The sequence below is a fragment of the Castellaniella sp. GW247-6E4 genome (assembly GCF_040276065.1).
GTDB lineage: Bacteria > Pseudomonadota > Gammaproteobacteria > Burkholderiales > Burkholderiaceae_B > Castellaniella.
The window spans coordinates 77,014-100,942 of the sequence record NZ_JBELOI010000013.1 but is presented as its reverse complement, the minus strand read 5'-3'; the positions used below and the strand labels follow the sequence as shown (position 1 = coordinate 100,942).

Annotated in this window: 20 protein-coding genes and 1 other RNA gene; 18 read left to right on the top strand and 3 right to left on the bottom strand. The window is 66.9% G+C overall.

From position 1 onward, the window contains the following. Positions 1 to 138 precede the first annotated feature (138 nt). Positions 139 to 504, top strand: coding sequence for a DUF4870 family protein (locus ABS761_RS15090; protein WP_350409156.1), 366 nt, complete (start codon positions 139 to 141; stop codon positions 502 to 504). 111 nt (positions 505 to 615) lie between these two features. Here the strand turns inward: ABS761_RS15090 and ABS761_RS15085 are convergent, their stop codons facing one another. Further along, entirely contained in the window at positions 616 to 888 is a 273-nt protein-coding gene (locus ABS761_RS15085) for an SWIB/MDM2 domain-containing protein (protein WP_350409155.1), read from the bottom strand. Between the two features lie 122 nt (positions 889 to 1,010). Between ABS761_RS15085 and pyrC the strand changes: the two genes are divergently transcribed. Then, on the top strand, positions 1,011 to 2,075 hold the full coding sequence (gene pyrC / locus ABS761_RS15080) for a dihydroorotase (protein WP_350409154.1): 1,065 nt from the start codon (positions 1,011 to 1,013) through the stop codon (positions 2,073 to 2,075). 14 nt (positions 2,076 to 2,089) lie between these two features. Here the strand turns inward: pyrC and ABS761_RS15075 are convergent, their stop codons facing one another. Beyond that, complete coding sequence (locus ABS761_RS15075) at positions 2,090 to 3,916, bottom strand: ATP-binding cassette domain-containing protein (RefSeq protein ID WP_350409153.1); 1,827 nt, start codon at positions 3,914 to 3,916, stop codon at positions 2,090 to 2,092. Positions 3,917 to 4,033: 117 nt separating this feature from the next. Between ABS761_RS15075 and rnpB the strand changes: the two genes are divergently transcribed. From rnpB to ABS761_RS15050, 5 genes are all read left to right on the top strand, one after another. After that, an RNA gene (rnpB, locus tag ABS761_RS15070) (RNase P RNA component class A) lies at positions 4,034 to 4,435 on the top strand. A 143-nt stretch (positions 4,436 to 4,578) separates the two neighbouring features. Then, positions 4,579 to 5,436 carry an ABC transporter ATP-binding protein gene (locus ABS761_RS15065; RefSeq protein ID WP_350409152.1) on the top strand — a complete coding sequence of 286 codons (858 nt, stop codon included), beginning with the start codon at positions 4,579 to 4,581 and terminating at the stop codon, positions 5,434 to 5,436. Continuing rightward, positions 5,417 to 6,124, top strand: a complete 708-nt coding sequence (locus ABS761_RS15060) for an ABC transporter ATP-binding protein (RefSeq protein ID WP_350409151.1) — start codon at positions 5,417 to 5,419, stop codon at positions 6,122 to 6,124. The genes ABS761_RS15065 and ABS761_RS15060 overlap by 20 nt, the downstream gene beginning before the upstream one ends. Beyond that, the gene (locus ABS761_RS15055) at positions 6,087 to 7,205 is read left to right on the top strand and encodes a branched-chain amino acid ABC transporter permease (protein WP_350409150.1); all 1,119 of its coding nucleotides are present in this window, start codon (positions 6,087 to 6,089) and stop codon (positions 7,203 to 7,205) included. The genes ABS761_RS15060 and ABS761_RS15055 overlap by 38 nt, the downstream gene beginning before the upstream one ends. A gap of 11 nt (positions 7,206 to 7,216) precedes the next feature. Then, positions 7,217 to 8,422 (top strand): branched-chain amino acid ABC transporter permease, encoded by a 1,206-nt coding sequence (locus ABS761_RS15050; protein WP_350409149.1) that lies wholly within the window; start codon positions 7,217 to 7,219, stop codon positions 8,420 to 8,422. A 118-nt stretch (positions 8,423 to 8,540) separates the two neighbouring features. Here the strand turns inward: ABS761_RS15050 and ABS761_RS15045 are convergent, their stop codons facing one another. Beyond that, a complete protein-coding gene (locus ABS761_RS15045) occupies positions 8,541 to 9,890 on the bottom strand; it encodes an ABC transporter substrate-binding protein (RefSeq protein WP_350409148.1) in 1,350 nt (449 codons plus the stop codon). A gap of 396 nt (positions 9,891 to 10,286) precedes the next feature. On the opposite strand from ABS761_RS15045, the gene mraZ reads away from it, so the two are divergent. Genes mraZ through ABS761_RS14990 form a run of 11 tightly spaced genes read left to right on the top strand, consistent with a single transcriptional unit; the run spans position 10,287 to position 23,914 of the window. Further along, positions 10,287 to 10,715 (top strand): division/cell wall cluster transcriptional repressor MraZ, encoded by a 429-nt coding sequence (gene mraZ, locus ABS761_RS15040; RefSeq protein WP_350409147.1) that lies wholly within the window; start codon positions 10,287 to 10,289, stop codon positions 10,713 to 10,715. Positions 10,716 to 10,722: 7 nt separating this feature from the next. Continuing rightward, positions 10,723 to 11,796 carry a 16S rRNA (cytosine(1402)-N(4))-methyltransferase RsmH gene (rsmH, locus tag ABS761_RS15035; protein ID WP_350409146.1) on the top strand — a complete coding sequence of 358 codons (1,074 nt, stop codon included), beginning with the start codon at positions 10,723 to 10,725 and terminating at the stop codon, positions 11,794 to 11,796. A gap of 1 nt (position 11,797) precedes the next feature. Beyond that, the gene (ftsL, locus tag ABS761_RS15030; RefSeq protein WP_350409145.1) at positions 11,798 to 12,106 is read left to right on the top strand and encodes a cell division protein FtsL; all 309 of its coding nucleotides are present in this window, start codon (positions 11,798 to 11,800) and stop codon (positions 12,104 to 12,106) included. After that, positions 12,103 to 13,839, top strand: coding sequence for a peptidoglycan D,D-transpeptidase FtsI family protein (locus ABS761_RS15025; protein ID WP_350409144.1), 1,737 nt, complete (start codon positions 12,103 to 12,105; stop codon positions 13,837 to 13,839). The genes ftsL and ABS761_RS15025 overlap by 4 nt, the downstream gene beginning before the upstream one ends. Then, a complete protein-coding gene (gene murF / locus ABS761_RS15020; RefSeq protein WP_350409143.1) occupies positions 13,836 to 16,619 on the top strand; it encodes a bifunctional UDP-N-acetylmuramoyl-L-alanyl-D-glutamate--2,6-diaminopimelate ligase MurE/UDP-N-acetylmuramoyl-tripeptide--D-alanyl-D-alanine ligase MurF in 2,784 nt (927 codons plus the stop codon). Before ABS761_RS15025 ends, murF begins: the two co-directional genes overlap by 4 nt. Further along, positions 16,609 to 17,781, top strand: coding sequence for a phospho-N-acetylmuramoyl-pentapeptide-transferase (gene mraY, locus ABS761_RS15015; RefSeq protein ID WP_350409142.1), 1,173 nt, complete (start codon positions 16,609 to 16,611; stop codon positions 17,779 to 17,781). Before murF ends, mraY begins: the two co-directional genes overlap by 11 nt. Continuing rightward, entirely contained in the window at positions 17,778 to 19,304 is a 1,527-nt protein-coding gene (murD, locus tag ABS761_RS15010) for a UDP-N-acetylmuramoyl-L-alanine--D-glutamate ligase (RefSeq protein WP_350409141.1), read from the top strand. Before mraY ends, murD begins: the two co-directional genes overlap by 4 nt. Continuing rightward, positions 19,301 to 20,494: a putative lipid II flippase FtsW gene (gene ftsW / locus ABS761_RS15005; protein ID WP_350409140.1), complete on the top strand. Its 1,194-nt coding sequence runs from the start codon at positions 19,301 to 19,303 to the stop codon at positions 20,492 to 20,494. The genes murD and ftsW overlap by 4 nt, the downstream gene beginning before the upstream one ends. Beyond that, positions 20,491 to 21,564 carry an undecaprenyldiphospho-muramoylpentapeptide beta-N-acetylglucosaminyltransferase gene (murG, locus tag ABS761_RS15000; protein ID WP_350409139.1) on the top strand — a complete coding sequence of 358 codons (1,074 nt, stop codon included), beginning with the start codon at positions 20,491 to 20,493 and terminating at the stop codon, positions 21,562 to 21,564. The genes ftsW and murG overlap by 4 nt, the downstream gene beginning before the upstream one ends. Then, positions 21,561 to 22,970 (top strand): UDP-N-acetylmuramate--L-alanine ligase, encoded by a 1,410-nt coding sequence (gene murC, locus ABS761_RS14995; RefSeq protein ID WP_350409138.1) that lies wholly within the window; start codon positions 21,561 to 21,563, stop codon positions 22,968 to 22,970. The genes murG and murC overlap by 4 nt, the downstream gene beginning before the upstream one ends. Continuing rightward, positions 22,967 to 23,914 (top strand): D-alanine--D-alanine ligase, encoded by a 948-nt coding sequence (locus tag ABS761_RS14990; protein WP_350409137.1) that lies wholly within the window; start codon positions 22,967 to 22,969, stop codon positions 23,912 to 23,914. Before murC ends, ABS761_RS14990 begins: the two co-directional genes overlap by 4 nt. Positions 23,915 to 23,929: the final 15 nt, after the last annotated feature.

Below are 23,929 nucleotides of genomic sequence, written 5' to 3'. Positions count from 1 at the left end.
ATCTGTGAAAGTAGGTCATCGTCAGGCTCTGATGCAAAACCCCCGCAAAATAAACCTTGCGGGGGTTTTTTTATGGGAAAACGGTAAAATAGCCTGAACAGTAATCCGCGTCCCGCAGGGCGCACTTAGGAGACCTCCATGACTCAGGGAGACACCCCCGAGAACGACAGCGGGCTGACCATGCGCCAGCTCGTTCACCTGATGTACGCCCTTTTTGCCATCGGCATCGCCACCGGCGGATTTTTCGGTGTGGCGGTCATCGCGGCCATCGTCCTGGCGTACCTCAAGCGCGGTGATGCGATCGGGACGGTCTACGCCGGCCATATCGACTGGATCATCCGGACCTTCTGGTGGGGTTTGCTGTGGCTTGCGCTCAGCGCGCTGGCGACGCTGGTGTTCATCGGCTGGGCGACGGGCCTGGTTGCGATCATCTGGATCGTCTACCGGATCGCCAAGGGCTGGCTGGCTCATTTCGCCGGCGAGACGCCCCTGCCTGGATTCTGAGCCCCATCGATAAACCCGCGCTGGGCGCGGGCCTGGGGACGCCTGCCGGACGGTGGATCCGGCGGCTCGGGAGCGCGCCCATGGGCGCCGGCCTCCCCGGGAGCAAAAGGATTACTTCAAGTGCTGGCTGACCAGCTTGGTCAGCTCGAACATCGAGACCTGGTCCTTGCCAAACAAGGGGCGTAACTTGGCGTCGGCGTTGATATTGCGGCGATTTTTCGGGTCTTGCAGATCGTTTTTCTTGATGTAGTCCCAGATGCGCTTGGTAACCTCGGTGCGGGGCACGGCCTGGTCGCCAATAACCGCGGCCAGCGTGGCGCTGGGGGTCAACGGTTTCATGAAAGCGGCATTGGGTTTGCGCGCGGACTTTTCGGTGGTTGCCATGAGAGACAGGCTCCTTCTTCGTTGGAAAATATGATGCCCTCGCAGCATACCGCGTGTTTCCCCGAAAGACAAAGTGGATTCCGTAAGAATTTTTACAAACTAAACACCTTCTGGAGCCCCTCATGCGCCATCCCCCGCAGTCCCTGACGATCAGGCAACCAGACGATTGGCACCTGCACCTGCGCGACGGAGCCGTGCTGCAGGCGATTCTCGGCGACAGCGCGCGCCAATTCGGCAGAGCCATCATCATGCCCAACCTCAGGCCGCCGGTGACGACCACGGCCCAGGCCGCCGCTTATCGCGCCCGGATCCTGGGGGCGCTTGCCGAGGTTCCGGACGAGGCCGCCACCCGCTTTCAGCCCCTGATGACGCTCTATCTGACGGACCATACGGCGCCGGACGAGATTCTGCGGGCGTGCGAATCCGGCTTCGTTCATGGAGTCAAGCTCTATCCCGCGGGCGCGACCACCCACTCGGATGCCGGTGTCACGGATCTGCTGGGGCATTGCACCGGCGCGCTGGAGGCCATGCAGCGCCAAGGCATGCCTTTGCTGATGCACGGTGAGGTCACCGATCCGACGGTGGATCTGTTTGATCGCGAGGCGGTCTTCATCGAGCGGGTCATGATGCCCCTGCGCAAGGCCTTTCCCGAACTCAAGGTGGTCTTTGAGCACCTCACCACACGCGAGGGCGCGCAGTACGTCAGCGAGGCCCCCGGGCCGATCGCCGCCACTATCACCGCCCATCATCTGCTGTACAACCGCAATGCGCTGTTCCAGGGGGGGCTGCGACCTCACTGGTACTGCCTGCCGGTGCTCAAGCGCGAGACCCATCGCCTGGCCCTGATCGAGGCCGCGACCGGCGCCAGCGCGCGATTCTTTCTGGGAACCGACAGCGCGCCCCATCCCCGGGGCGCGAAAGAGCAGGATTGCGGCTGCGCGGGCTGCTATACCGCGCACCACGCCATGGCGCTGTATGCCACCGCGTTCGAGGCCGTGGGCCGGCTCGAGCGTCTCGAGGCCTTCGCCAGTCTCAACGGGCCGGCGTTCTATGGCCTGCCCGTGAACACCGCGACCCTGACGCTCGAGCGCGCCGATGCCGCCATCCCGCAAGAGCTGCCCATGGGCGATGACGTAGTGGTCCCCCTGGCGGCCGGCGAGTCCCTACCCTGGCGCGTGCGGCGCTGAGGGCGGGGCCGGCGTCATTCCCTTTTGCCTTCCAGGAGCTCCCAGCGGGCGTAGCTCGACTCGAGCTGTGCCTCGACCGTCTCGATCTCGCCTTGTATGGACTCGGCCTCCTCGGGCCCCGAGCGGTAGAGGTCAGGATCGGACAGCCGGGCCGCGAGACTGGCTTGCTCCGCCTCCAGCTCTGAGATGAGCCCGGGCAGGGCGTCGAGTTCCTGTTCCTCCCAGGGGGCCAGCCGGCTCTTGCGGGGCCGCGCCTCGGCGGCCCCTCGATCGGCGGCCACGGGCCGTGTGCTTGCGGTCTCCCGCGCGGCGGACGGCGGGCGCCCAGCGGGGTCGGACGCCGCCGGCGCGGGGCGCTGGGCGATCCAGTCCTCGTAGCCGCCCACGTACTCTTGCCACCGGCCCTCGCCTTCGGCAACGATGGTCTGGGTTACCACGTTGTCCAGGAAGCTGCGGTCGTGACTCACCAGCAGCACCGTACCGCCGAAGTCCTGCAGCAGGGATTCCAGCAGTTCGAGCGTGTCGATGTCCAGGTCATTGGTGGGTTCGTCCAGGACCAGCACGTTGTGCGGCTGTGCGAACATGCGCGCCAGCGCCAGCCGGGCGCGCTCGCCGCCCGACAGGCTCGAGACCGGCGAGCGCGCGCGCGCCGCCGGAAAGAGGAAATCCTCGAGATAGCTCATGACGTGCTTGCGCTGGCCGCCGATCTCGACCCATTCGCTGCCCGGGCTGATGGTGTCCGCCAAGGTGGCGCCCTCGTCCAGCATGCCGCGCATCTGGTCGAAATAGCCGATGGACAGTTGAGTGCCCAGCCGCACCGAGCCCTCGTCGGGCTGCAGTTCGCCCAGGATGATGCGCAGCAGCGTCGTCTTGCCCGCGCCGTTGGGACCGATGATGCCGATCCGGTCCCCACGGTGGATGGTGGTGTCGAAGCCGCGGATCAGGGTTCGTTCGCCATAGCCGTGGGTAATGCCGCGCAGCTCGGCGATGAGCTTGCCTGAGCGTTGGCCGTCGGCCAGCGAGAAGCGCACCTGGCCCTGCTGCTCGCGGCGGGTCGCGCGCTCGCGGCGCAAGGCCTCCAGGCGCCGGACCCGGCCTTCGTTACGGGTCCGGCGCGCCTCGATTCCCTTGCGGATCCAGACTTCCTCCTGGCCCAGAAGTTTGTCGAAGCGGGCGTCGGCCAGGCGCTCGGACTCCAGCCATTGCGCCTTGCGCGCCTGCCAGGCGGTGAAGTTGCCCGGGAAGCTCAGCAACCGTCCCCGATCCAGCTCGATGATGCGCGTGGCGACGACATCGAGAAAGCGGCGGTCGTGGGTGATGATCACCACTGCGATCCGCGAGGCCAGCAACAGGCCCTCGAGCCAGGCGATGCCATCGAAGTCCAGATGGTTGGTGGGTTCGTCGAGCAATAGCAGATCGGGCTCCTCGACCAGCGCGCGCGCCAGGGCGACGCGCTTGCGCGTGCCACCCGACAGGCCGTCGATCCGCGCGTCCGGGCTCAGGCCCAGGGCATCGATCAGCGCGCTGGCGCGCGCGGAGCGCGTCCAGTCCTCGGCATCGAGCATGTCGCCGCACAGCGTCTCGAGCACCGTGAGGTCCTCGGGCAGCTCGGGCTCTTGTTCGACGGTGGCGACCCGCAGCCCGCCGGTGTGCCGGATGTCGCCATCGTCGAGTTGGGTGCGGCCGTCGAGGACGCGCAGCAGCGAGGACTTGCCCGCGCCGTTGCGGCCGATCAGACCGATGCGCTCGCCGGCCTGGATGGCCAGGTCGGCGTGATCGAGCAGGGGATGATGGCCGTAGGCGAGCTGGGCCTGGGCAAGGGAGATGATCGTATCGGACATGAAAGACAAATGCTGAAAAAATAGCCTCTAGGGGACATTGTCGCAGGTTAGGGCCTGTTCGCGCCAAATGAGCGCGAACAGGCGCTGGGATGGCGCTTGCCGTACAATCCGGGTTGCGGGGCAGATCGGGCAATCGCGGTGCTTTCGGGCATCGAGGAAGGTCCGGACTCCACAGGACGCGATAGCGGCTAACAGCCGTCCGGCGACCCCTTGCGGGCGAGCCGAGGACCAGGGCCACAGAGACGAGTCTGCCACGGGGGTGCGCTTCGACGCACACCGGTACGGCCATCTCCGTACCGTAATGGCGGCGCATGCCGCCATGCCGTGGCAGGGTGAAACGCGGCAACCTCTATCGGGAGCAACATCAAATAGGCATGCGCAGGCTTCGCGCCGGCAGGGCGGTCCGCCCAAGCATGCGGGTAGATGGCTAGAGCAGTCCAGCAATGGCCTGCCCAGAGGAATGATTGCCCGCCGGGGCGACCCGGTGTACAGAATCCGGCCTATAGATCTGTTCCGCTCCTTTTTTGAAGTACCCGTGGGCCGCGTGGGGGCTCAGGGAAGTTGCGCATTCGGTCGCTGCGAAGGCTGTGATACTCTGGGCCATCATTGCGAACCGACGGCCCGTTGCGCAGAGGCGCGAAGGGTACGCCGGCCGGATTCCCATGGTGGAAATCCTGCAGGAGGCATCGGTGACGGATTCGACAGCAACATCCCTGTCGGACGCGGATGTCGGTCAGCGGCATGCGCTGCTCGAGGTCCGTGATCTGACGAAAAGCTTTGGCGGCCTGCGGGCCGTGGATCATTGTTCATTCCAGGTGGGGCGCGGCACCATCACCGGTCTGATCGGCCCCAACGGCGCCGGCAAGACGACGGTGTTCAATCTCATGACCGGCTTCATTCCCCCCGATTCAGGGCGGATTTTGCTGGACGGCGAGGACATCGGCCATTTGCGCCCTGATCAGGTCTTTGCCCGTGGGCTGTGCCGCACTTTTCAGATTCCCCGCGAACACGGCACGATGAGCGTCCTGGAAAACCTCATGCTGGTGCCGGCCGGGCAATCGGGCGAACGCTGGTGGAATACCCTGCTGCGCCCGGGCTTGATCCGGGCCGAGGAATCCCGCCATCTGCACAAGGCGCGCGAGGTCCTGGAGTACCTGCAACTCACCCACGTGCAGCACGAATATGCGGCCAACCTGTCGGGCGGCCAGAAAAAGCTGTTAGAGATGGGCCGCATGCTGATGGCGGATCCCCAGCTCATTCTGTTGGACGAGCCCGCGGCCGGCGTCAACCGTACACTGCTGCAAAGTATTGTCCAGAACATCCAGACCTTGTCGCGTGAACGCGGAATCACCTTTCTGTTGATCGAGCACGACATGAACATGGTCATGAGTCTGTGCGACCCGGTCATTGTCATGAGCGAGGGCCGCAAGCTGGCCGAAGGGGCGCCCGAGGTCGTGCGCAATGACCGGGCCGTGCTGGAAGCCTACCTGGGGGGGCAATATGCCGCTGCTGCGGGTTGACGCCGTCACGGCGGGCTATGGCGACACCGAAATCCTGCGCACGGTGTCCATCCAAGTCGAGGCCGACGAGGTCGTCGCCATCATCGGGCCCAACGGGGCGGGTAAGTCCACCCTGATGAAGACGATTTTCGGCCTGCTGCATCCGCGCCAGGGCGCGGTCGCTTTCGACGGCCACGACATCACTCACGAGGCGCCGCACCGCATCGTGCGCCTGGGCATGTGCTACGTGCCGCAGGTGGCCAATGTCTTTACGTCGCTCACAGTCGAGGAAAACCTCGAAATGGGTGCTTTCCCCATGGGCGCGGTCGATCTGTCGGACAACAAGGAACGGGTGTACGCGATGTTTCCCAAGCTGCGCCAGCGCCGCCGGCAGTTGGCGGGAAAAATGTCCGGCGGCGAGCGGCAGATGGTCGCGATGGGGGGCGCCCTGATGATGAATCCCCGGCTGCTGCTGCTCGACGAGCCCACGGCCGCCTTGTCCCCGAAACTCGTGGACGAGATCTTCGAGCGCATCGCCCGGATCAACGAGAGCGGCGTCGGCATCCTGATGGTCGAGCAAAATGCGCGGCAGTCCCTGGGGATGGCCCATCGCGGCTATGTGCTGGCCAACGGCGAGAACCGTCATGAGGGCACGGGGCGGGATCTGCTCGATGACCCGAATGTCGGGCGGCTCTACTTGGGAGGGTGAGGCGATGGTCGATTCAGCACAGGCTGCGACGGATGATGGTGATGCGCTCGCGGCGTCCGCGGACGCCGAGGCGGTCGATGCGCGCGATTCCGGCGGCGCGCGCAGCAGCCGCTTTGTCGGTGGCGTGCTGCTGCTGGTGCTGGTCGGCATGTGGACCGCGGGCTGGCTCTCGGGCACCAGCGCCGAGGACATGCTGTCCCTCACCGCATGGGGTGTGATGCTGGGCGGCATCATCGCGCTGGGCGGCATCGGCCTCACCTTGTGCTATGGCGTCCTGAAGTTCCCGAATTTCGCCCATGGGGAATTTCTGACCCTGGGGGCGTACGTGACCTACGGCATGGTGCTCGTCCTGCCGCAGTCCAACCCCATCTGGCGGTTTTCCTTCGGCTGGGAACTCATCGTCGGCCTGCTGCTGGCGGCGGCGGTGACCGCCGTCGTGGCAATCGTGATTGACCGCCTTCTGTATCGGCCGCTGCGCAGGCACCAGTCGCCGCTCGTCCTGCTGGCCATGGCGTCGCTGGGCATGGAATTCCTGTTGCGGGCCGTCGTCTACCTCATCTGGGGGTCGGATTTTCATTTCTATTATTCGGGCCGCGCCAATCCGGCGCTGTACTTGCCCTTCGGCCTGCGCCTGCAGGCGGATCAGCTTTTTGTCTTCGCCCTGGCCATCATCCTGGTGGCGCTGCTGTATTGGATGCTGACCCGGACGCGCATCGGCAAGGCCATGCGCGCGACGGCCGACAATCCCGACCTGGCTCAGGTGCGCGGCATCGACACCGAACAGGTCATCGCCTGGACCTGGTCCATCGGCGCGGGCCTGGCGGCTATTGGTGGCGTCATGTACGGGCTGGCGTCGCAGATGCGACCGGACATGGGTTTCGTCCTGCTGCTGCCGCTGTTCGCGGCGGTGATCATGGGCGGGATCGGCAGCGCCTGGGGGGCACTGGCCGGATCCGTCATCATCGGGGTCGCCATGCAATTGACGTCCGCCTTCCTCAACCCGGCCTACGGGCCGGCGGTCGCCTTCGTCCTGATGGTGCTGGTGCTGCTGATGCGGCCCCAGGGCTTGTTCGCTCATTAGGGGCCTATGCCATGGACTCTTTGCATCTGCTCAAAGCCTGTTTCCTGCTGGTGCCAGCCTTTTTGCTGGGGTGCTTGTTGTTTTCGCGCTGGCGCTGGTGGACGCGCCTGCCGGCGGCCCTCGTGCTGGGCGGTATCCTGGCCTTCGGCGTGGCGGGCGGGCTGCCCGGCATCATGGATTACCTGGTGTCCTTCAGCATCATGGCGATCATCTATTCGATCCTGTCGCTGGGCCTGAATGCGCAATGGGGGTACAACGGCCACCTGAATTTCGGCGTGGCCGGCTTCTTTGCCGTCGGGGCCTTCACCATGGCGCTATTCGTCACATCGCCGCCCTCGGGCCTGATGGCGGCATATGCCCAGCAGTGGTTCGGCCTGGATGCGCCCTTTCTGATCGGCGTGGCGGCGGCGGGCCTTATGGCGGGCGTGGTGGCCTACCTGATCGCCCAGCCCATTCTGCACCTGCGTGCGGACTTCCTCGCGATCGCGACGTTGGGGATCGCCGAGATCATCCGGCTGATCTTCCAGAACGAGCGCTGGCTGGCCAACGGACCGCAGCCCATGTCCGGCATCCCCCAGCCTCTGTCCTGCGTTTTCGACCGCGGCGGCTGTGGCTGGCTGCCGGACGGCCTGCAATCCGCGCTCTCGGTCATGCAGCCCCGGGACTACGGCTATCTGTACCTGGTCATCGTCACGCTGGGCTTGGCCCTGGTGTATCTCGTGCTGGAGACCATGGTGCGCTCCCCGTGGGGGCGCGCGCTGCGCGCCGTCCGCGACGAAGAGGACTCCGCGGCGATGAGCGGCAAGCACGTCAAGTCCCTGCGCGTGCAGTCCTTTGTGCTGGGCGGTGTCATCATCGGCATGGCCGGTGCCCTGTATGCGCCGTACATGGTGACGATCGACTATAGCCACTTCAAGCCCCTGTTCGCCACGTTCCTGGTCTGGGTGATGCTGATGCTGGGGGGCAGCGGCAACAACAAGGGCGCCATCCTGGGGGCGTTCGTGATCTGGGCTGTCTGGAGCGGCACGGGCTTCGTCACGGACTCACTGCAGGTCGCGCTTCAGGGGGTCGCGCCCGACATCGCGGCGCGCATGTCCTTCCTGCGCTGGGCCTTTGTGGGGCTGCTGCTGGCGTTGATCGTGCTGTATCGTCCGCAGGGCATCCTACCCGAGAAAAAGCGCGTGTCGCGCTTTCTTGACTCGGAACCCGAGGACTGAGGCCCCCCGGGGCGTTCAAAGATTGAAACGTCCGCGGGCGCCGCGAGGATGGAACCGCTGGCCTGAGCCCGGTGTTGCGCCGGACTCGGGCCTTTTCCCTTTGGCTGGGCGGTGTGGCTCAACTGGTCGGGATGTCCTTGGCGGCGACCATCTTGACGGTTTCGATCTGGTCGTTCGAGTACTTCCAGATATTGACGGGGGTGATGACGTCGCCGTTCTGGTCGAAGTCGCACGGGCCGGCCACCCCGTTGTAGTTGATTTTCTTGCCGGCCTTCAGGGCCTTGAGCATGTCGGTGATGCGGCCCTGGTCGCCGCCGTCGATCATGTCGCCGGGCGGGTTGGAGACCTTGCGCAGCTCGTCGCGCAGCATCACGCCCGTGATCTTGGAGGCATCGGTGGCGCCCCCGGCCACGACGCCCGCCATGGCCAGCCCGGCGACCAGCCCGGCATCGTACGAGCAGGTGGTGAAGGGCGGGAAATGGTCGTACTTGTAGGTGGCCATGTAGGTCTTGGCGAAATCCTTGTAGGACTGCGTGGTGGTGTCCTCGCCGGGCGCCGTGCCGTAGCGTCCGCTCATGTCCTTGACGCCGACCTCCTTGATGATGTCGATGCTGGCGTTGCCGTCGGTGAACTGCCAATTGGTGAAATTGAAGGTGTCGCGGGATTCCTTGCAGATGGCGATGGTGTGCGCCGGATAGCTGACGATGAGCAGGAGATCGGGCTTGTCTTTCAGCGCCTGGGACAGCATGGACTTGTAGGTCGGCTGGACCTCCTCGGGGTGCGGGACCTCGGCCAGGACGGTGCCGCCGCGCTTTTTGAAGGCGTTGGCGAAGGCATTGGACAGGCCTTGCCCGTAGGGGTTGTTGATGTAGATGGTGGCGACGCGCTTGAACTTGTAGTTCGGGTCGATTTCGCCGTTGACGAACTGGGCGGCCACCACGCCCTGCATGGCGTCGGATGCGCTGGTGCGGAACAGCAGGTCGGCCTTGGCGTCGGCGGGCAGCACGCTGACCAGCGGGGACGTGGTGCCGTTGCCGATCTGCAGGACGCCCGACGGGATGGTCACCGATGTCGCCACGGCGACCGTGACGCCGCTGGACCAGCCGTTGATGATGACCGGCGTGTGCTGGGTATCGATCATCTGGCGGGCCGCCTGGACGCCGACCGTCGGCAGGGTGGCGCTGTCGGCCGTGACATGGTTGGCGATGATCGGGCCGCCGAAGACCTCTTTGGCGGCCGTGTTGATCTGATCCACGGCGAGTCGCACGGCGTCGCGGTAATAGGGGCCGAACTCGGCCGCCGAACCCGTCATGGGCAGGACCTGCCCCAGGTTGATGGCGGGCGGAGCGCCTGCGGCCAAGGCGCGATGCAAGGGCAGAAGGCCGCCGAGCATCAGGGCACCGCCAGCGGCCCCTGTGGATTGCAGGAAGCGGCGGCGGGATTGGGGGAAACGGGTCTGATCCGACATGTGGAGAACTCCTTTCTGGTGACTGACGAGAGGACAGGCAAACGCAAAAAAGGCTCGGATGCTTTCGAGTCTGGCACCCAGGCATGCCGGTGCTACAGCCCGGGAGGGTGGGGTCCATTACATCGGCTGTCTTCGGGTGTGTCAATCGGGGATTGGTGCAGGTGCGCTCCGGTCCGGTCGATGGGGGGCATGCCCCTCCCAATCTGATAAAAGACTTTCAGTTTGGTTTCCAATGCGTTGATTTTTCAGGTTTTATTTATCTATAAATTATTAAAAACAGTTGTAAGTGCTTGTTGTCATTGAATAAATTTCAATGTAGACCTTGACCGGGGGTATATCCATGCCTTAGAGTGGGGAAAAGTAGGCCAAAGTGCAAAAAAGTGGGAGGTTATCCTCATGTTTCAAGGGAGCAGTGCGCTCACGCTGGATGCCAAGGGACGGATGTCGATTCCGGCCCGGCATCGTGATGTGCTGCTGTCGACGGAACAGGGGCGCCTGACCATCACTCGCCACCCGGACGGCTGCCTGATGATCTATCCGCGCACCGCCTGGGAGGCGAAGCGCGAACAGATCGCCGCGCTGCCCATGAATGCGCGCGCCTTGCAGCGTTTGCTGCTGGGCAGCGCGCAGGACGTTGAACTCGACGGCGCCGGCCGCATTCTGATCGCGCCCGAGCTGCGCACCGCCGCACACATGACGCGCGACGTCATGCTCATGGGCATCGGCACGCATTTCGAATTGTGGGATAGCGCCGAGTGGGCGCGCCGCGATACCGAAGACATCGAAAATCTGGATCCAGCGGTTCTGGAAAAATTTACTTTCTGAGTCCGCCATGGTGTTTGCACATCGAACCGTTCTGCTTGAACCGGCCATCGACGCATTGCTGAATCCGACGTTCGGCGGCAAGGCGCGCGGCGCCGATCCGCAGGCGGGCGCCGAGGCGCAGGCCCGGGTGCGCCTGGGGGGGACGTATGTGGACGGCACCTTCGGCCGCGGCGGACACAGCCGGCTGCTGCTGCGCCGGCTGGCGCCCGAGGCGCGCCTGATCGTATTCGACAAGGATCCCCTGGCCATCGAGGCTGCCCGCGCTCTGGGCGAGACCGATGGCCGGGTGTGCGTGATTCATGACGGGTTTGCCTCGATGCCCGGGCGCCTGGCGGCGCTGGGCGTCGACGGCGTCGACGGCGTCCTGCTCGATCTCGGGGTGTCGTCGCCGCAAATCGACGATCCGGGCCGGGGATTTTCATTCATGCGCGACGGCCCCCTGGACATGCGCATGGATACGAGCCGCGGCCTCACCGCCGCGCAGTGGCTGGCGGAGGTCAGCCAGGAAGAATTGAAGGAGGTCATTGCTGATTATGGCGAAGAACGGTTTGCTTTCCAGATTGCAAAGGCGATTGTTGCGGGCCGCGCAACCCGGCCGCTGCGCACCACGCACGAGCTTGCCGAGCTCGTTGCCGGTGTCGTCCGCACGCGCGAAAAAGGTCAACATCCGGCCACAAGGACCTTTCAAGCTATACGGATTCACCTCAATCAAGAGCTCGAGGAGCTCGCGCACGCCCTCCCGGCAATTCTAGGGTTGCTGAAACCCGGCGGGCGCCTGGCGGTGATCAGCTTCCATTCCCTTGAGGACCGCATGGTCAAGCAGTGCCTGGCGGCCGCGGCGCGCCCCGGTCAGGAGCAGGCGCGGTTGCCGATCGCTGAGCGGGACATGCCCAAACCCTACGTCGTCCTCCTGGGCCGCATCCTGCCCGACGAGGCCGAGGTTCGCGAGAACGCGCGCGCGCGCTCGGCGGTGCTGCGCGTGGCGCAGCGCACCGGCGAGTGTCTGGCGCCGGCGGTGGCGCAGGCGTTCGTGCCGGGGCGGCGACACGGCGCGGATGCGCGCAAGCGAAGGGGGCGCTGACATGGTCCGGTTGGTCATCGTGTTCGCAGTCCTGCTGATGGTGTCCGCCCTGTCGCTGGTGACCGTGCGGTTCCAGTCGCGCGAGCTCTTCGTCGCCTCCGAGCGTCTGGCCTCGCGGACACACGAACTCGACACGGAGTGGCGGCGGTTGCAGCTCGAGCGCGCCGAGCTCGCACGCAATGTGCGCGTCGACCAGGTGGCACGCGATGAGCTGGGCCTCGTGCCGACCACGCCCGACCGGACCATCTACCTGAGGCCGGGCGAGTCCCGCGCCACGCAACCGGGCCCCGGCGCCGGAGGCCGGTCGTGAAGCGCTTCGGCTTTCACGAAAGCCCCGTGCTCGCGGGGCGTCGTAATTTCTGGCGCGCCCGCCTGGTGCTCATCATGCTGCTGCTGGGGTTTGTGGCGCTCGTCGGCAAGGCGCTGTACCTGCAGATTCTGTCCAACGAGTTCCTGCAGCGGCAGGGAGAGCGCCGTTACGAGCGCACGCTGGTGCTGCCGGCCACGCGTGGCAAGGTCTTTGACCGCAGCGGCTCGGTGGTGCTGGCCTCCAGCGTCCCGGTCAAGGCGATCTGGGCGATTCCCGAGGACTTCCACAAGGCCGATGATGGGCAGGTCCGCGAACTGGCCAAGCTGCTGGACATGGGTGCGGCCGATATCCGGCAGCGCACGCGCGACGAGGAAAAAAACTTCGTCTACATCAAGCGCCAGGTCCCCGTGGATGTGGCCGAGCGGATCCGCGCGCTCAAGATTCCGGGTGTCCAGCAGTTGACCGAGACGCGCCGCTATTACCCCGAGGGCGAGGTGATGGCGCACGTGGTCGGCTTCACCAATATCGAGGACCGAGGCATCGAGGGGATCGAGCTGGCGTTCGACGACCTGCTGTCCGGGCAGCCGGGTTCGCGCCGGGTGATCAAGGATCGCCTGGGGCGCGTGGTCGAGGATGTGCAGGCCGTGGTGCCGCCGGTCGATGGGCAGAACCTGCGCCTGTCGATCGATTCGGGCATCCAGTTCGACACCTACGCGGCCCTCAAGACCGCCCTGAAAGAACACCAGGCGCGCGCCGGGGCGGCGGTGGTGCTGGATGCCGCGACCGGCGAGATTCTGGCCATGGTCAACCTGCCGACCTACGATCCGAATGACACCGCGCAACGCAGCGGCCTGGCGCTGCGCAACCGGGTGATGACCGATACGTTTGAGCCGGGCTCGATCATGAAACCCTTCACGGCCGCGCTGGCGCTGGACGAGAACAAGATCGACCTCAAGACGCGCTTTGACACCGGCGACGGGCGCTATCGCTATCAGGGCGCGCTGATCTCCGACGTGGGGCACTACGGTGTGCTCGATGTGGCGGGCATCATCCAGCATTCCAGCAACGTCGGAATGACGATGATTTCCGAGAGGATGTCCTCGCAGGCGATGTGGGCCAAGTTCTCCGAGCTGGGTTTCGGGCGTGTGCCGCAGACGCATTTTCCCGGGATGGCCTCCGGCCGGCTGCGGCCCTGGCAGCGGTGGCGCCCGATCGAGCGGGCCACCATGGCGTACGGCTATGGCCTCTCGGTATCGCTGATCCAGGTCGCCCACGCGTACACGGCGTTCGCGCGTCAGGGCGACATGGTGTCCCTGTCGCTGTTGCGCCGCGAGGGCAAGCCGACCAGCATCCAGGTATATACCCCGCGCGTGGCTGCGCTGATGCGGTCGATGCTCGAGGCCGCGGCCGGGCCCGATGGCGCCAAGCGCGCGCAGGTCCAGGGCTATCGGGTCGCCGGCAAGAGCGGCACCGCGCGCAAGATCGTCAACGGCCAATACAGCAAGACCAAATATCGCAGCTCCTTCGTGGGTTTTGCGCCCGTCTCGAATCCGCGCGTCGTCGTGGCGGTCTCGATCGACGAGCCCGGCGCCGGGGGTTACTACGGCGGCCGCGTGGCGGCGCCGGTTTTCTCGGACATTGTTTCCAGCTCTCTGCGCCGCCTGGGCGTGCAGCCCGACGCGCCGGTGGACGCGCTGGTCGCCGTCGCCGGGCGGGAGGCGCCAACGCGATGAATATGATTGACATTCTCTCCTGGCTCGACGAACGGGTGGACCGCAAGGCGGATCTGTCCCTCGATTCGCGCCAGATCCGCCCGGGTGACGTATTTTTCGCCTGCCCCGGCATTTCGGCCGATGGCCGGCAGTACATCGCGCAGGCCGTCGCCGCCGGCGCGGCGGCGGTGGTCGCCACGGCGGGTGGCCCCGCCCTGGTGGAATCCCCGGTGCCGATTCTGCGGGTCGAGGGGTTGTCGGCCTTGTTGGGCGAGATTGCCCATCATTGGTACGGACGGCCCTCGGACGCCCTGACAGTGATCGCGGTGACGGGCACCAACGGCAAGACCTCCGCCGTGCAGTGGATCGCCGCCGCCATGAATTCGGAGGGCCGGCCTTGCGGGACGGTGGGCACCCTGGGAGTGACGCTGGCCGACGGCCGCAACCTGGGCGGGGTGCTGACCACGCCGGATGTCCTGACCATGCATCGCAGCCTGGCGGCCATCGTCGCGGCGGGCTGCGAGGCCGCGGCGATCGAAGCCTCGTCAATCGGCATCGAGCAGGGGCGGCTGGCCGGCGTGCGCATTCAGGTCGCCGGCTTCACCAACCTGACGCGCGACCACCTCGACTACCACGGCACGCTGGAGCGCTACAAGGCGGCGAAGTTCTCCTTGTTCAGCCAGGGCGGCCTGCGCAGCGCCGTGATCAACGCCGATGATCCCGCGGGCATGGAGCTGTTGTCGATGGCGGGCGGCATAGCCCGGATCGGCTATGCGATCGGACGCGGCGTCGAGGCGCCATTCCGCGCCGAGGACATCCAGAACGGCGCCGAGGGCCTGGTGTTCAATCTGATGTCGCCGCAAGGCAGCGCCCAGATCTTCACCCATCTCGTGGGCCAGCACAATATCTCCAATCTGCTGCTGGTGGCGGGCGTGCTGCGCGAGTTGGGCTGGGGCCTGGGGCGGATCGCGCGGGCGCTGGCCGTCCTGCGGCCGGTCAACGGCCGCCTGCAGGTGGTCGAGGCCCTGGGCGGCGCGAGCAACGCCCGGCCGCAGGCCCTGGTGGTTGTCGATTATGCGCATACGCCGGATGCACTGGAACGCGCCCTGCTCGCCCTGCGCCCGGCTGCGCAATCCCGCGGCGGCCGACTGGTCTGTGTGTTCGGCTGCGGAGGCGATCGCGACACCGGCAAGCGCCCGCTGATGGGCGAGGTGGCGAGTCGTCTCGCCGACCAGGTGCTGCTGACCACCGACAATCCGCGTTCCGAGGATCCGCGGGCCATCGTCGACCAGATCGCTGCCGGCATGCCAGGGCCGGCGCGCGTTGAACTGGATCGGGCCGAAGCCATCCTGGGGGCGATCTGGCGCGCGGATGAAAAGGATGTGGTGCTGCTCGCGGGCAAGGGGCACGAGACCTACCAGGAGGTGCATCACGAGCGCAGTCCCTTCGACGATCGGCAATGGGCCGGCGTTGCGCTGACCTGGCAACGCAGTCAGGGCCTGTCGACGGATACGCGCAGCATCCGGCCGGACGAGCTGTTCCTCGCACTCAGCGGCGAGCGCTACGATGGGCATGACTACCTCGAGGCGGCGCGCGCCGCGGGCGCGGCAGCGGCGCTGGTCGCGCATGCCGACGCGCGCGTGGACATCCCGCAGTTCGTACTGGGCGATACGCGCATGGCCCTGCGGCGCATTGCACGGGTCTGGCGCGGGCTGTTCGAGTATCCAGTGATCGCGGTCACTGGCAGCAACGGCAAGACCACCACCAAGGAAATGATTTCGTCGATCCTGGTGGCCTGGCTGGGCGAGGACGGCCGCCTGGCGACGCGTGGCAATTTCAATAACGACATCGGACTGCCGCTGACGGTGCTGCGCATGCGCGCCACGCATCGCGCGGCGGTGTTCGAACTGGGCATGAACCACCCGGGCGAGATCGCGGTGCTGGCGCGCATCGCGCAGCCGACCATCGCGCTAGTGAACAACGCCCAGCGCGAGCATCAAGAGTTCATGTGCAGCGTCGAGGCGGTGGCCCGCGAGAACGGCGCGGTCGTCGAGGCCCTGCCGGCCGATGGGGTGGCGGTGTTCCCGGGCGATGACGAGTATTCGGCATTGTGGGCCGGGATGGCCGGCGCGCGAAGCGTGCGGCGTTTCGGCTTCGATACGGCCTTCGACGTGCACGCCGCGCAGATCCGCGCGGGCCTGGAGCGTACTGAGTTCCGCCTGTGCGCGGGTGTCGAGGAGGTGCCGGTCGTCCTGCATGCGCCCGGGCGCCACAATTTGCGCAACGCCCTGGCGGCAGCCGCCTGCGCCCGCGCCGCCGGGGCGCCATTGGCGGCGATTGCCGAGGGGCTGGCGGCATTCCGCCCCGTGGGCGGGCGCATGCAGCCGCAGGCCATGGCCGACGGCTTCCAATTGATCGATGATAGCTACAACGCCAATCCGGATTCGGTGCGGGCCGCGATCGAGGTGCTGTCCGGACTCGACGGCCGTCGCATCCTGGTGCTGGGGGACATGGGCGAGGTCGGTGACCAGGGGCCGAGCATGCATGCCGAGGTCGGTGCCTACGCGGCTCAGTGCGGGATTGATTTCCTCCTGACGCTGGGCGAGGCCTCGCGCCACGCGGCGGCCGCCTTTGGCTCCGGGGCCGAGGCGTTCGACGCGCTGGACGCGCTCTTGCGGCGTTTGCTGGCCTTGCGGCCTGGTCACGTGCTGGTCAAGGGTTCCCGGAGCATGCGCATGGAGCGCGTGGTGCAGGCCCTGCGCGGCGATGCCGCCGGCAAGGAGGATGGTCATGCTGCTTGAACTGGCTCGCTGGCTGTCGGATGAGCATTTCCGTGCGTTCGGGGTGGTGGAGTACATCACCTTCCGCGCGCTGCTCGCTTGCGCGACCGCTTTGGCGATCGGCTTGCTCGCCGGCCCTTGGCTGATCCGCCGGCTCACCGCCCTGAAGATCGGGCAGGCCGTGCGCAGCTACGGACCGCAGTCCCACCTGCAAAAGAACGGGACGCCGACCATGGGCGGCGCGCTCATCCTGATCGCCATCGGCGTGAGCACGCTGCTGTGGGCCGATTGGACGAACCGCTTCGTCTGGGTCGTGCTGCTGGTGACGTTCGGTTTCGGCTGGATCGGCTGGGCCGACGACTACCGCAAGGTCGTCAACCACGATCCCGAGGGCATGCCGGCGCGCCAGAAATTCTTCTGGCAGGCGCTGATCGGTCTGGTGGCGGCCGTCTACTTGAGCTTTGCCGTGTCGGCACCGGCCAATACCGCCCTGTGGCCGCTGTTCCAGGACTGGGTGCTGAGCGGCTTTACCATGCCGCTGCCCGCGCGCGCCGATCTGATCGTGCCGTTCTTCAAGACGATCAGCTATCCCCTGGGGGTGTTCGGCTTCGTGATTTTGACCTGGCTCGTGATTGTGGGATCCAGCAACGCCGTGAACCTTACCGATGGGCTCGATGGCCTGGCCATCATGCCCACGGTCATGATCGGCAGCGCACTCGGAATCTTTGCCTATGTGGTCGGCCGCGTCGATTATTCCAAGTACCTGCTGTTTCCCTATATTCCCGGCGCCTCCGAACTGATGGTGATCTGCGCGGCGATCGCCGGGGCCGGACTTGCATTTCTCTGGTTCAACACCTATCCCGCCCAGGTGTTCATGGGCGACGTCGGCGCGCTGGCCCTGGGCGGCGCGCTGGGCGTGATCGCCGTGGTGGTGCGCCAGGAAATCGTGCTGTTCATCATGGGCGGCGTGTTCGTGGTCGAGACCTTGTCGGTGATGCTGCAGGTGTCCTGGTTCAAGTACACCAAGAAGCGCTATGGCGAGGGCCGGCGGATATTCCGCATGGCGCCGCTGCACCATCATTTCGAGGTCGGCGGCTGGAAAGAGACTCAGGTGGTGGTGCGGTTCTGGATCATCACCATGATGCTGGTCCTGATCGGTCTTGCGAGCCTGAAGCTGCGATGAACGCTTACGCCTTTCCCTCCGTGCGGCGCGACGGCCTGACCCTCATCCTGGGCCTGGGCGAGACGGGCCTGGCCGCCGCGCTCTGGTGCGCCGCGCACGGTGCGCGTCTGCGCGTGCTGGACACCCGCGAGCAGCCGGGCGGCCTGGAGGGCCTGCGCGCGCGCGTCGCGGACGCGGACCTGCGATTGGGGGCCGATGCCCTGGTCCCCGAGGCGCTCGAGGATGTCCATACCTTGGTTCTCAGCCCGGGCCTGAACCCACGCCAGCAGCCTGTCGCCGCGCTGTTGGCGGCCGCGCGCGCGCGCGGCATCGAGGTGCTGGGCGAGATCGAGCTGTTCGCCCGCGCGTTCGCGGATCTGCGCGGACAGGGCTATGCCCCGGCCATGGTGGCGGTGACCGGCACCAACGGCAAGACCACGGTCACGGCGCTGGTCCGGTGCCTGGCCGAGGCCGCGGGCCGCAAGGTGCGGGCGGCGGGCAACATCAGCCCCTCGGCGCTCGCCAGCCTGCGGCAGGCGCTGGATGAGGACGACTTGCCGCAGGTCTGGGTGCTCGAGCTCTCGAGCTTCCAGCTCGAGGCCACCGAAACGCTGGCGCTGGACGCCGCGGTCGTGCTGAACGTGACCCAGGATCACCTGGACTGGCATGGCTCCATGGAGGCGTATACGCGGGCCAAGGCGCGCGTGCTCGCCATGGCCCGCGTCGCCATCGTCAATCGCGATGATCCCCTGGTGAGCACCATGGTGCCCGCCCTGGACGAGGCGCGGGTGCGCAGCTTCGGCGCGGACGCGCCGAAGCTCGCGGGCGACCTGGGCATCGAGGTGCGCGACGGCATGGCCTGGCTGGCCCATGCGCGGGATGTCGAGCCCGAAGAGCGCGCGGCGGCGCCGCGCCGCGCACGGGCGCCCGAGGCGGCGCCGCGCCGCCGCGCCGGACGCAGCGACGCGCTGATGCCGGTCGAGGCGTTGCGGATCCGAGGCATGCACAATGCCTTGAACGGCCTGGCGGCGCTGGCGTTGGGCCATGAGATCGGCCTGGGCTGGGCGCCGATGCTGCATGCGCTGCAGGCTTATCGCGGCGAGGCGCATCGCACCGAGTTCGTCCGGCGCATCGCGGACGTCGACTTCATCGATGACAGCAAGGGCACCAATGTGGGCGCCACCCTGGCCGCCTTGCGCGGCCTGGGCCAGCCCGTCGTACTGATCGCCGGAGGCCTGGGCAAGGGGCAGGATTTCGCGCCGCTGGTGCCCGTCGTGCGCGCCCATGCGCGCGCCGTCATGCTGATCGGCCGCGACGGCCCCGCGATCGGCGAGGCTCTGGCGTCCACCGGCGTGCCGCTGGTGCCTTGCGCCAGCCTCGAGCAGGCCGTGGCCCAGGGCTTGGCGCATGCCCTCCCAGGCGATGCAGTCCTGCTTTCCCCGGCTTGCGCCAGCATGGACATGTTTCGCAACTATGCCCATCGCAGCGCCTGCTTCGTCGAGGCGGTGCGCGAACTTGCGGCCGAAAGCGGGGAGGTCGCATGAGCGTATTCGGCGAACTCAGCGCAGGGGTCAATGCGGTGCGTCCTGGCCGCACCACGATGCCCAGCATCGATCTGGGGTTGATCATCGCGGCCGGCACGCTCGTGCTCTTTGGGCTGCTGATGGTGTACTCGGCCTCGATCGCCCTGGCCGACGGGCCCCGCTACGAGAGCTACGGCCGCTTCTACTTCGTCGGCCGGCATGCGGTGTTCATCGTCGTGGGCGTGCTGGTCGGCCTGTTCGCCGCCAGCATTCCCATGCGGGTCTGGCAGAAAATGGCCGTGCCGCTGTTCCTGTTCGCCCTGTTCATGTTGGTGGTGGTCCTGATCCCTGGCATCGGGCGCGAGGTCAACGGCGCGCGGCGCTGGCTGCCCCTGGGGCCGATCAACTTCCAGCCCTCGGAATGGATGAAGATGGCCGTGCTGCTGTATGCCGCGGACTATGTCGTGCGCAAGCAGGCGCACATGCAGAATTTCTGGCGTGGTTTCATGCCGATGGCGTTCGCGCTGGCGGTCGTGGGGATCGTGCTGCTGATGGAGCCCGATCTGGGTGCCTTCATCGTGATCGTGTCCATCGCGGTCGGCATCCTGTTCATCGGCGGCATCAATATCAAGCTGTTCTCTACGCTGCTGCTCATCATGGTCGGGAGCTTTTTCGCGCTGATCTGGGCCTCGCCCTGGCGCCGCGAACGCCTGTTCGTGTATCTGGATCCCTGGAATCCCGACAACGCCTACGGCAGCGCCTACCAGCTCTCGCATTCGCTGATCGCCCTGGGGCGGGGCGAATGGTTTGGCGTGGGCCTGGGCGCCAGCATCGAGAAGCTGCATTACCTGCCCGAGGCGCATACGGACTTCATCGTCGCCGTGGTGGGCGAGGAACTCGGCTTCGTCGGGGTGTGCTGCCTGATCGCCGTCTTCGTCTATATGGTGATGCGCGGTTTCGACATCGCGCGCCAGGCCAGCGCGATGGAACGCATGTTCGAGGGACTGGTCGCGCAGGGCGTGGCCCTGTGGTTCGGCGTGCAGGCCTTCATCAACATCGGCGTCTGCCTGGGGCTGTTGCCCACCAAGGGCCTGACGCTGCCGCTGGTGAGCTATGGCGGCTCGGGGATCGTGATGAACATCATGGCCGTGGCGGTGCTGCTGCGCGTGGACTACGAGACGCGCTGCATGATGCGAGGGCGCCGCACATGAGCGCCCACACGATCCTGATCATGGCCGGCGGCACCGGTGGGCACATCATGCCGGGGCTGGCAGTCGGCGCAGAGCTGCGCGCGCGCGGCTGGCGCGTGCTGTGGCTGGGCAATCCCGACCGGATGGAAGGCCGGCTCGTGCCGGCGCAGGGCTACGAGCTGCTGGCGCTGCGTTTCGGCGGCGTGCGCGGCAAGGGCCTCGGTGCGTGGCTCAAGTTGCCCTTCGGCCTGACGGCCGCCTGCTGGCGTGCACGCCGCCTGCTGCGGGAGCGTCGCCCGGACGTGGTGCTGGGCATGGGCGGATACGCCGCTTTCCCGGGCGGGCTCATGGCCCGCTTGTCGGGCATTCCGCTGGTGGTGCATGAACAGAACGCGGTGGCCGGGACGGCCAACCGTTGGCTGGCGCGCCTGGCGGCCCGGGTGTTGACCGGTTTTCCGGGGGCTCTGCCCGACGCCTTGATGGTCGGCAATCCGGTGCGCGAGGTCCTGCTCGGGGTCGCGCCCGCCGCGCGGCGCTATGCCGCGCGCGAGGGCGCGCTGCGGCTGCTGGTCCTGGGCGGCAGCCTGGGCGCCGCGCCACTCAACGAGTTGGTGCCCGAAGCCCTTGCCCGCCTGCCGGAGCCGCAGCGCCCGAGGGTGCGCCACCAGGCCGGCGAACGCCATGCCGAGGCGGTGCGCGCGCGCTACGAGGCCCTGGGCGTGAGCGCCGAGACCTCGGCCTTCATTGAGGATATGGCACCGGCCCTGGCCGAGGCGGACCTGGTGATCTGCCGGGCGGGGGCGATGACGGTGGCCGAGGTGGCCGCGGTGGGCGTGGCCGCCTTGTTCATCCCGCTGCCCCATGCCATCGATGATCACCAGACGGCCAATGCCCGCTACCTGTCGGAATGCGGAGGAGGCTGGATGATGCCGCAAGGTGCCCTCGAGGCGGGAACCCTGGCGGCGTGGCTGGGCGAGCGCAGTCGCGCCGAGCTTGCGGGCGTTGCCCAGCATGCCCACGAACACGCCAGCCTGAACGCCGCGCAACTGATTGCCGACGCCTGCGTGCACACGATCGAGGAGGCGGCATGAAGCACCGCATACAAAGCATCCATTTTGTGGGAATCGGCGGATCGGGGATGAGCGGCATTGCCGAGGTCCTGCTGAACCTGGGATACGCCATCAGCGGCTCGGACATCCAGGAAACGGCGGTGACGCGCCGTCTGGCGGGGCTGGGCGCGCACGTCATGATCGGCCACGCCACGGAAAATATCCAGGGCGCCGGCGCCATCGTGACCTCGACGGCGATTCGCGCCGACAACCCCGAGGTTCTGGCGGCGCGCGCCGCCCACGTGCCGGTCGTGCCGCGCGCGTTGATGCTTGCCGAGCTGATGCGGCTCAAGCGCGGCATCGCGGTTGCCGGCACCCATGGCAAAACCACGACCACCAGCCTGGTGGCCAGCGTCCTGGCGGCGGGCGGCCTGGATCCGACCTTCGTCATTGGCGGGCGTCTGAATGCCGCCGACGCCAATGCCCGCCTGGGGCAGGGAGAGTACATCGTGGTCGAGGCCGACGAGTCCGACGCCTCGTTCCTGAACCTGTTGCCGGTGATGGCGATCATCACCAACATCGACGTGGATCACATGGACACGTACGGGCATGACGTCGCGCGACTCAAGAGCGCCTTCGTCGAGTTCACCCAGCGGCTGCCGTTCTACGGCAGCGCGATCCTGTGCCTGGACGATGCGAATGTGCGCGAGATCATCCCGTTCGTCTCGCGGCCCATCACGACTTATGGCATCGAGTCCCCCGCTCAGGTGCGCGCCGAGCAGGTGCGTGCCGATGGAGTATCCATGTGCTTCGATGTGCGGCGCCAGGGCGCCGGCGGCGAGCTCGCGTCGATGTCGGTGCGGCTGAGCCTGCCGGGCCGGCACAATGTGCTCAACGCCCTGGCGACGATCGCCGTCGCCACCGAACTCGGGGTGCCCGATGCCGTCATCGTCGATGCGCTCGCCAATTTTCGCGGCGTGGGGCGGCGCTTCACCCAGGTCGGCGAATTTCCGGTGCCCGCAGCCCGTGGCGGCGGCGCCTATACGGTGATCGACGATTACGGGCACCATCCCGTCGAGATGGCCGCGACCCTGGCGGCGGCGCGCGGCGCGTGGCCCGAGCGCCGGGTGGTGCTGGCCTTCCAGCCCCACCGCTATACCCGCACGCGGGATTGCTTCGAGGATTTCGTCAAGGTCCTGAGCTCGGCCGATGCCTTGCTGCTGACCGAGGTGTACCCGGCCGGCGAACCGCCGCTGATCGCCGCCGATGGCCGGGCGCTAGCCCGCGCGGTGCGCGTCGCGGGCCGGATCGAGCCGGTGTTCGTCGAGCAGGTCGGCGAACTGGCCGGCGCCATCCGCGACTTTGCGCGGGACGGCGACGTGATCATCATCATGGGCGCGGGCTCGATCAGCCGCGTTCCGGCGCAATTGTTGGGGGTGGCCGCATGAATCATTCCTTCGGCCGGGTCGGTGTGTTGTATGGCGGTATCTCCGCCGAACGCGAGGTGTCTTTGTTGTCGGGGGCCGGGGTCTGCGAGGCTCTGCGTGCCGAGGGGGTCGATGCCCATCTGTTTGATACGGGCAAGCAGGACCTGACAGCGCTGGCGGCAGCCGGCTTCGACCGGGTGTTCATCGCCCTGCATGGCTGCTATGGCGAGGACGGCACGATGCAGGGCGCGCTGGAGCTGCTGGGCCTGCCGTACACCGGCAGCGGGCCGACGGCTTCGGGCGTCGCCATGGACAAGGTCATGACCAAGCGGCTGTGGCTGCATCACGGACTGCCGACGCCCGGGTTCGAGGCGCTGATGGCGGCGCCCGATCCCGAGGCTCTCGCGGCGTCGCTCGGGCTGCCGCTGATCGTGAAGCCGCCGCATGAGGGTTCGACGGTCGGGGTGACGCGGGTCGACGAGATCGGCATGGTCTTGCCGGCGTACGAGCAAGCGCGCCGATTCGACGACGTGGTGCTCGCCGAGCGCTACATCCAGGGCCGTGAGCTGACCGTGCCGATCCTGGGGTCGGGGGCTGGCGCGCACGCCCTGCCCATTATCGAGATCATCGCCCCGGGGGGGAATTACGACTACGAGCACAAGTACTTCTCGGACGAGACGCGCTACATCTGCCCGGCCGAACTGGACGAGGCGCTCGCGCGGCGCATCCAGCGCATTTCGGAGGAGGCCTATCGGGTCCTGGGGTGCGAGGGCTGGGGCCGCGCCGACCTGATGCTGGACGCTCGGGGCGAGCCCTGGCTGCTCGAGGTGAACACCTCGCCCGGGATGACCGGCCACTCGCTGGTGCCCATGGGCGCCAAGGCGGCCGGCATCAGCTATGGCCGCCTGTGCGTGGAAATCCTGGCGATGGCGCGCTGCAAGCTGCGCCGTCCCGCCGGCACCTGAGCGGAGGACCTGGAC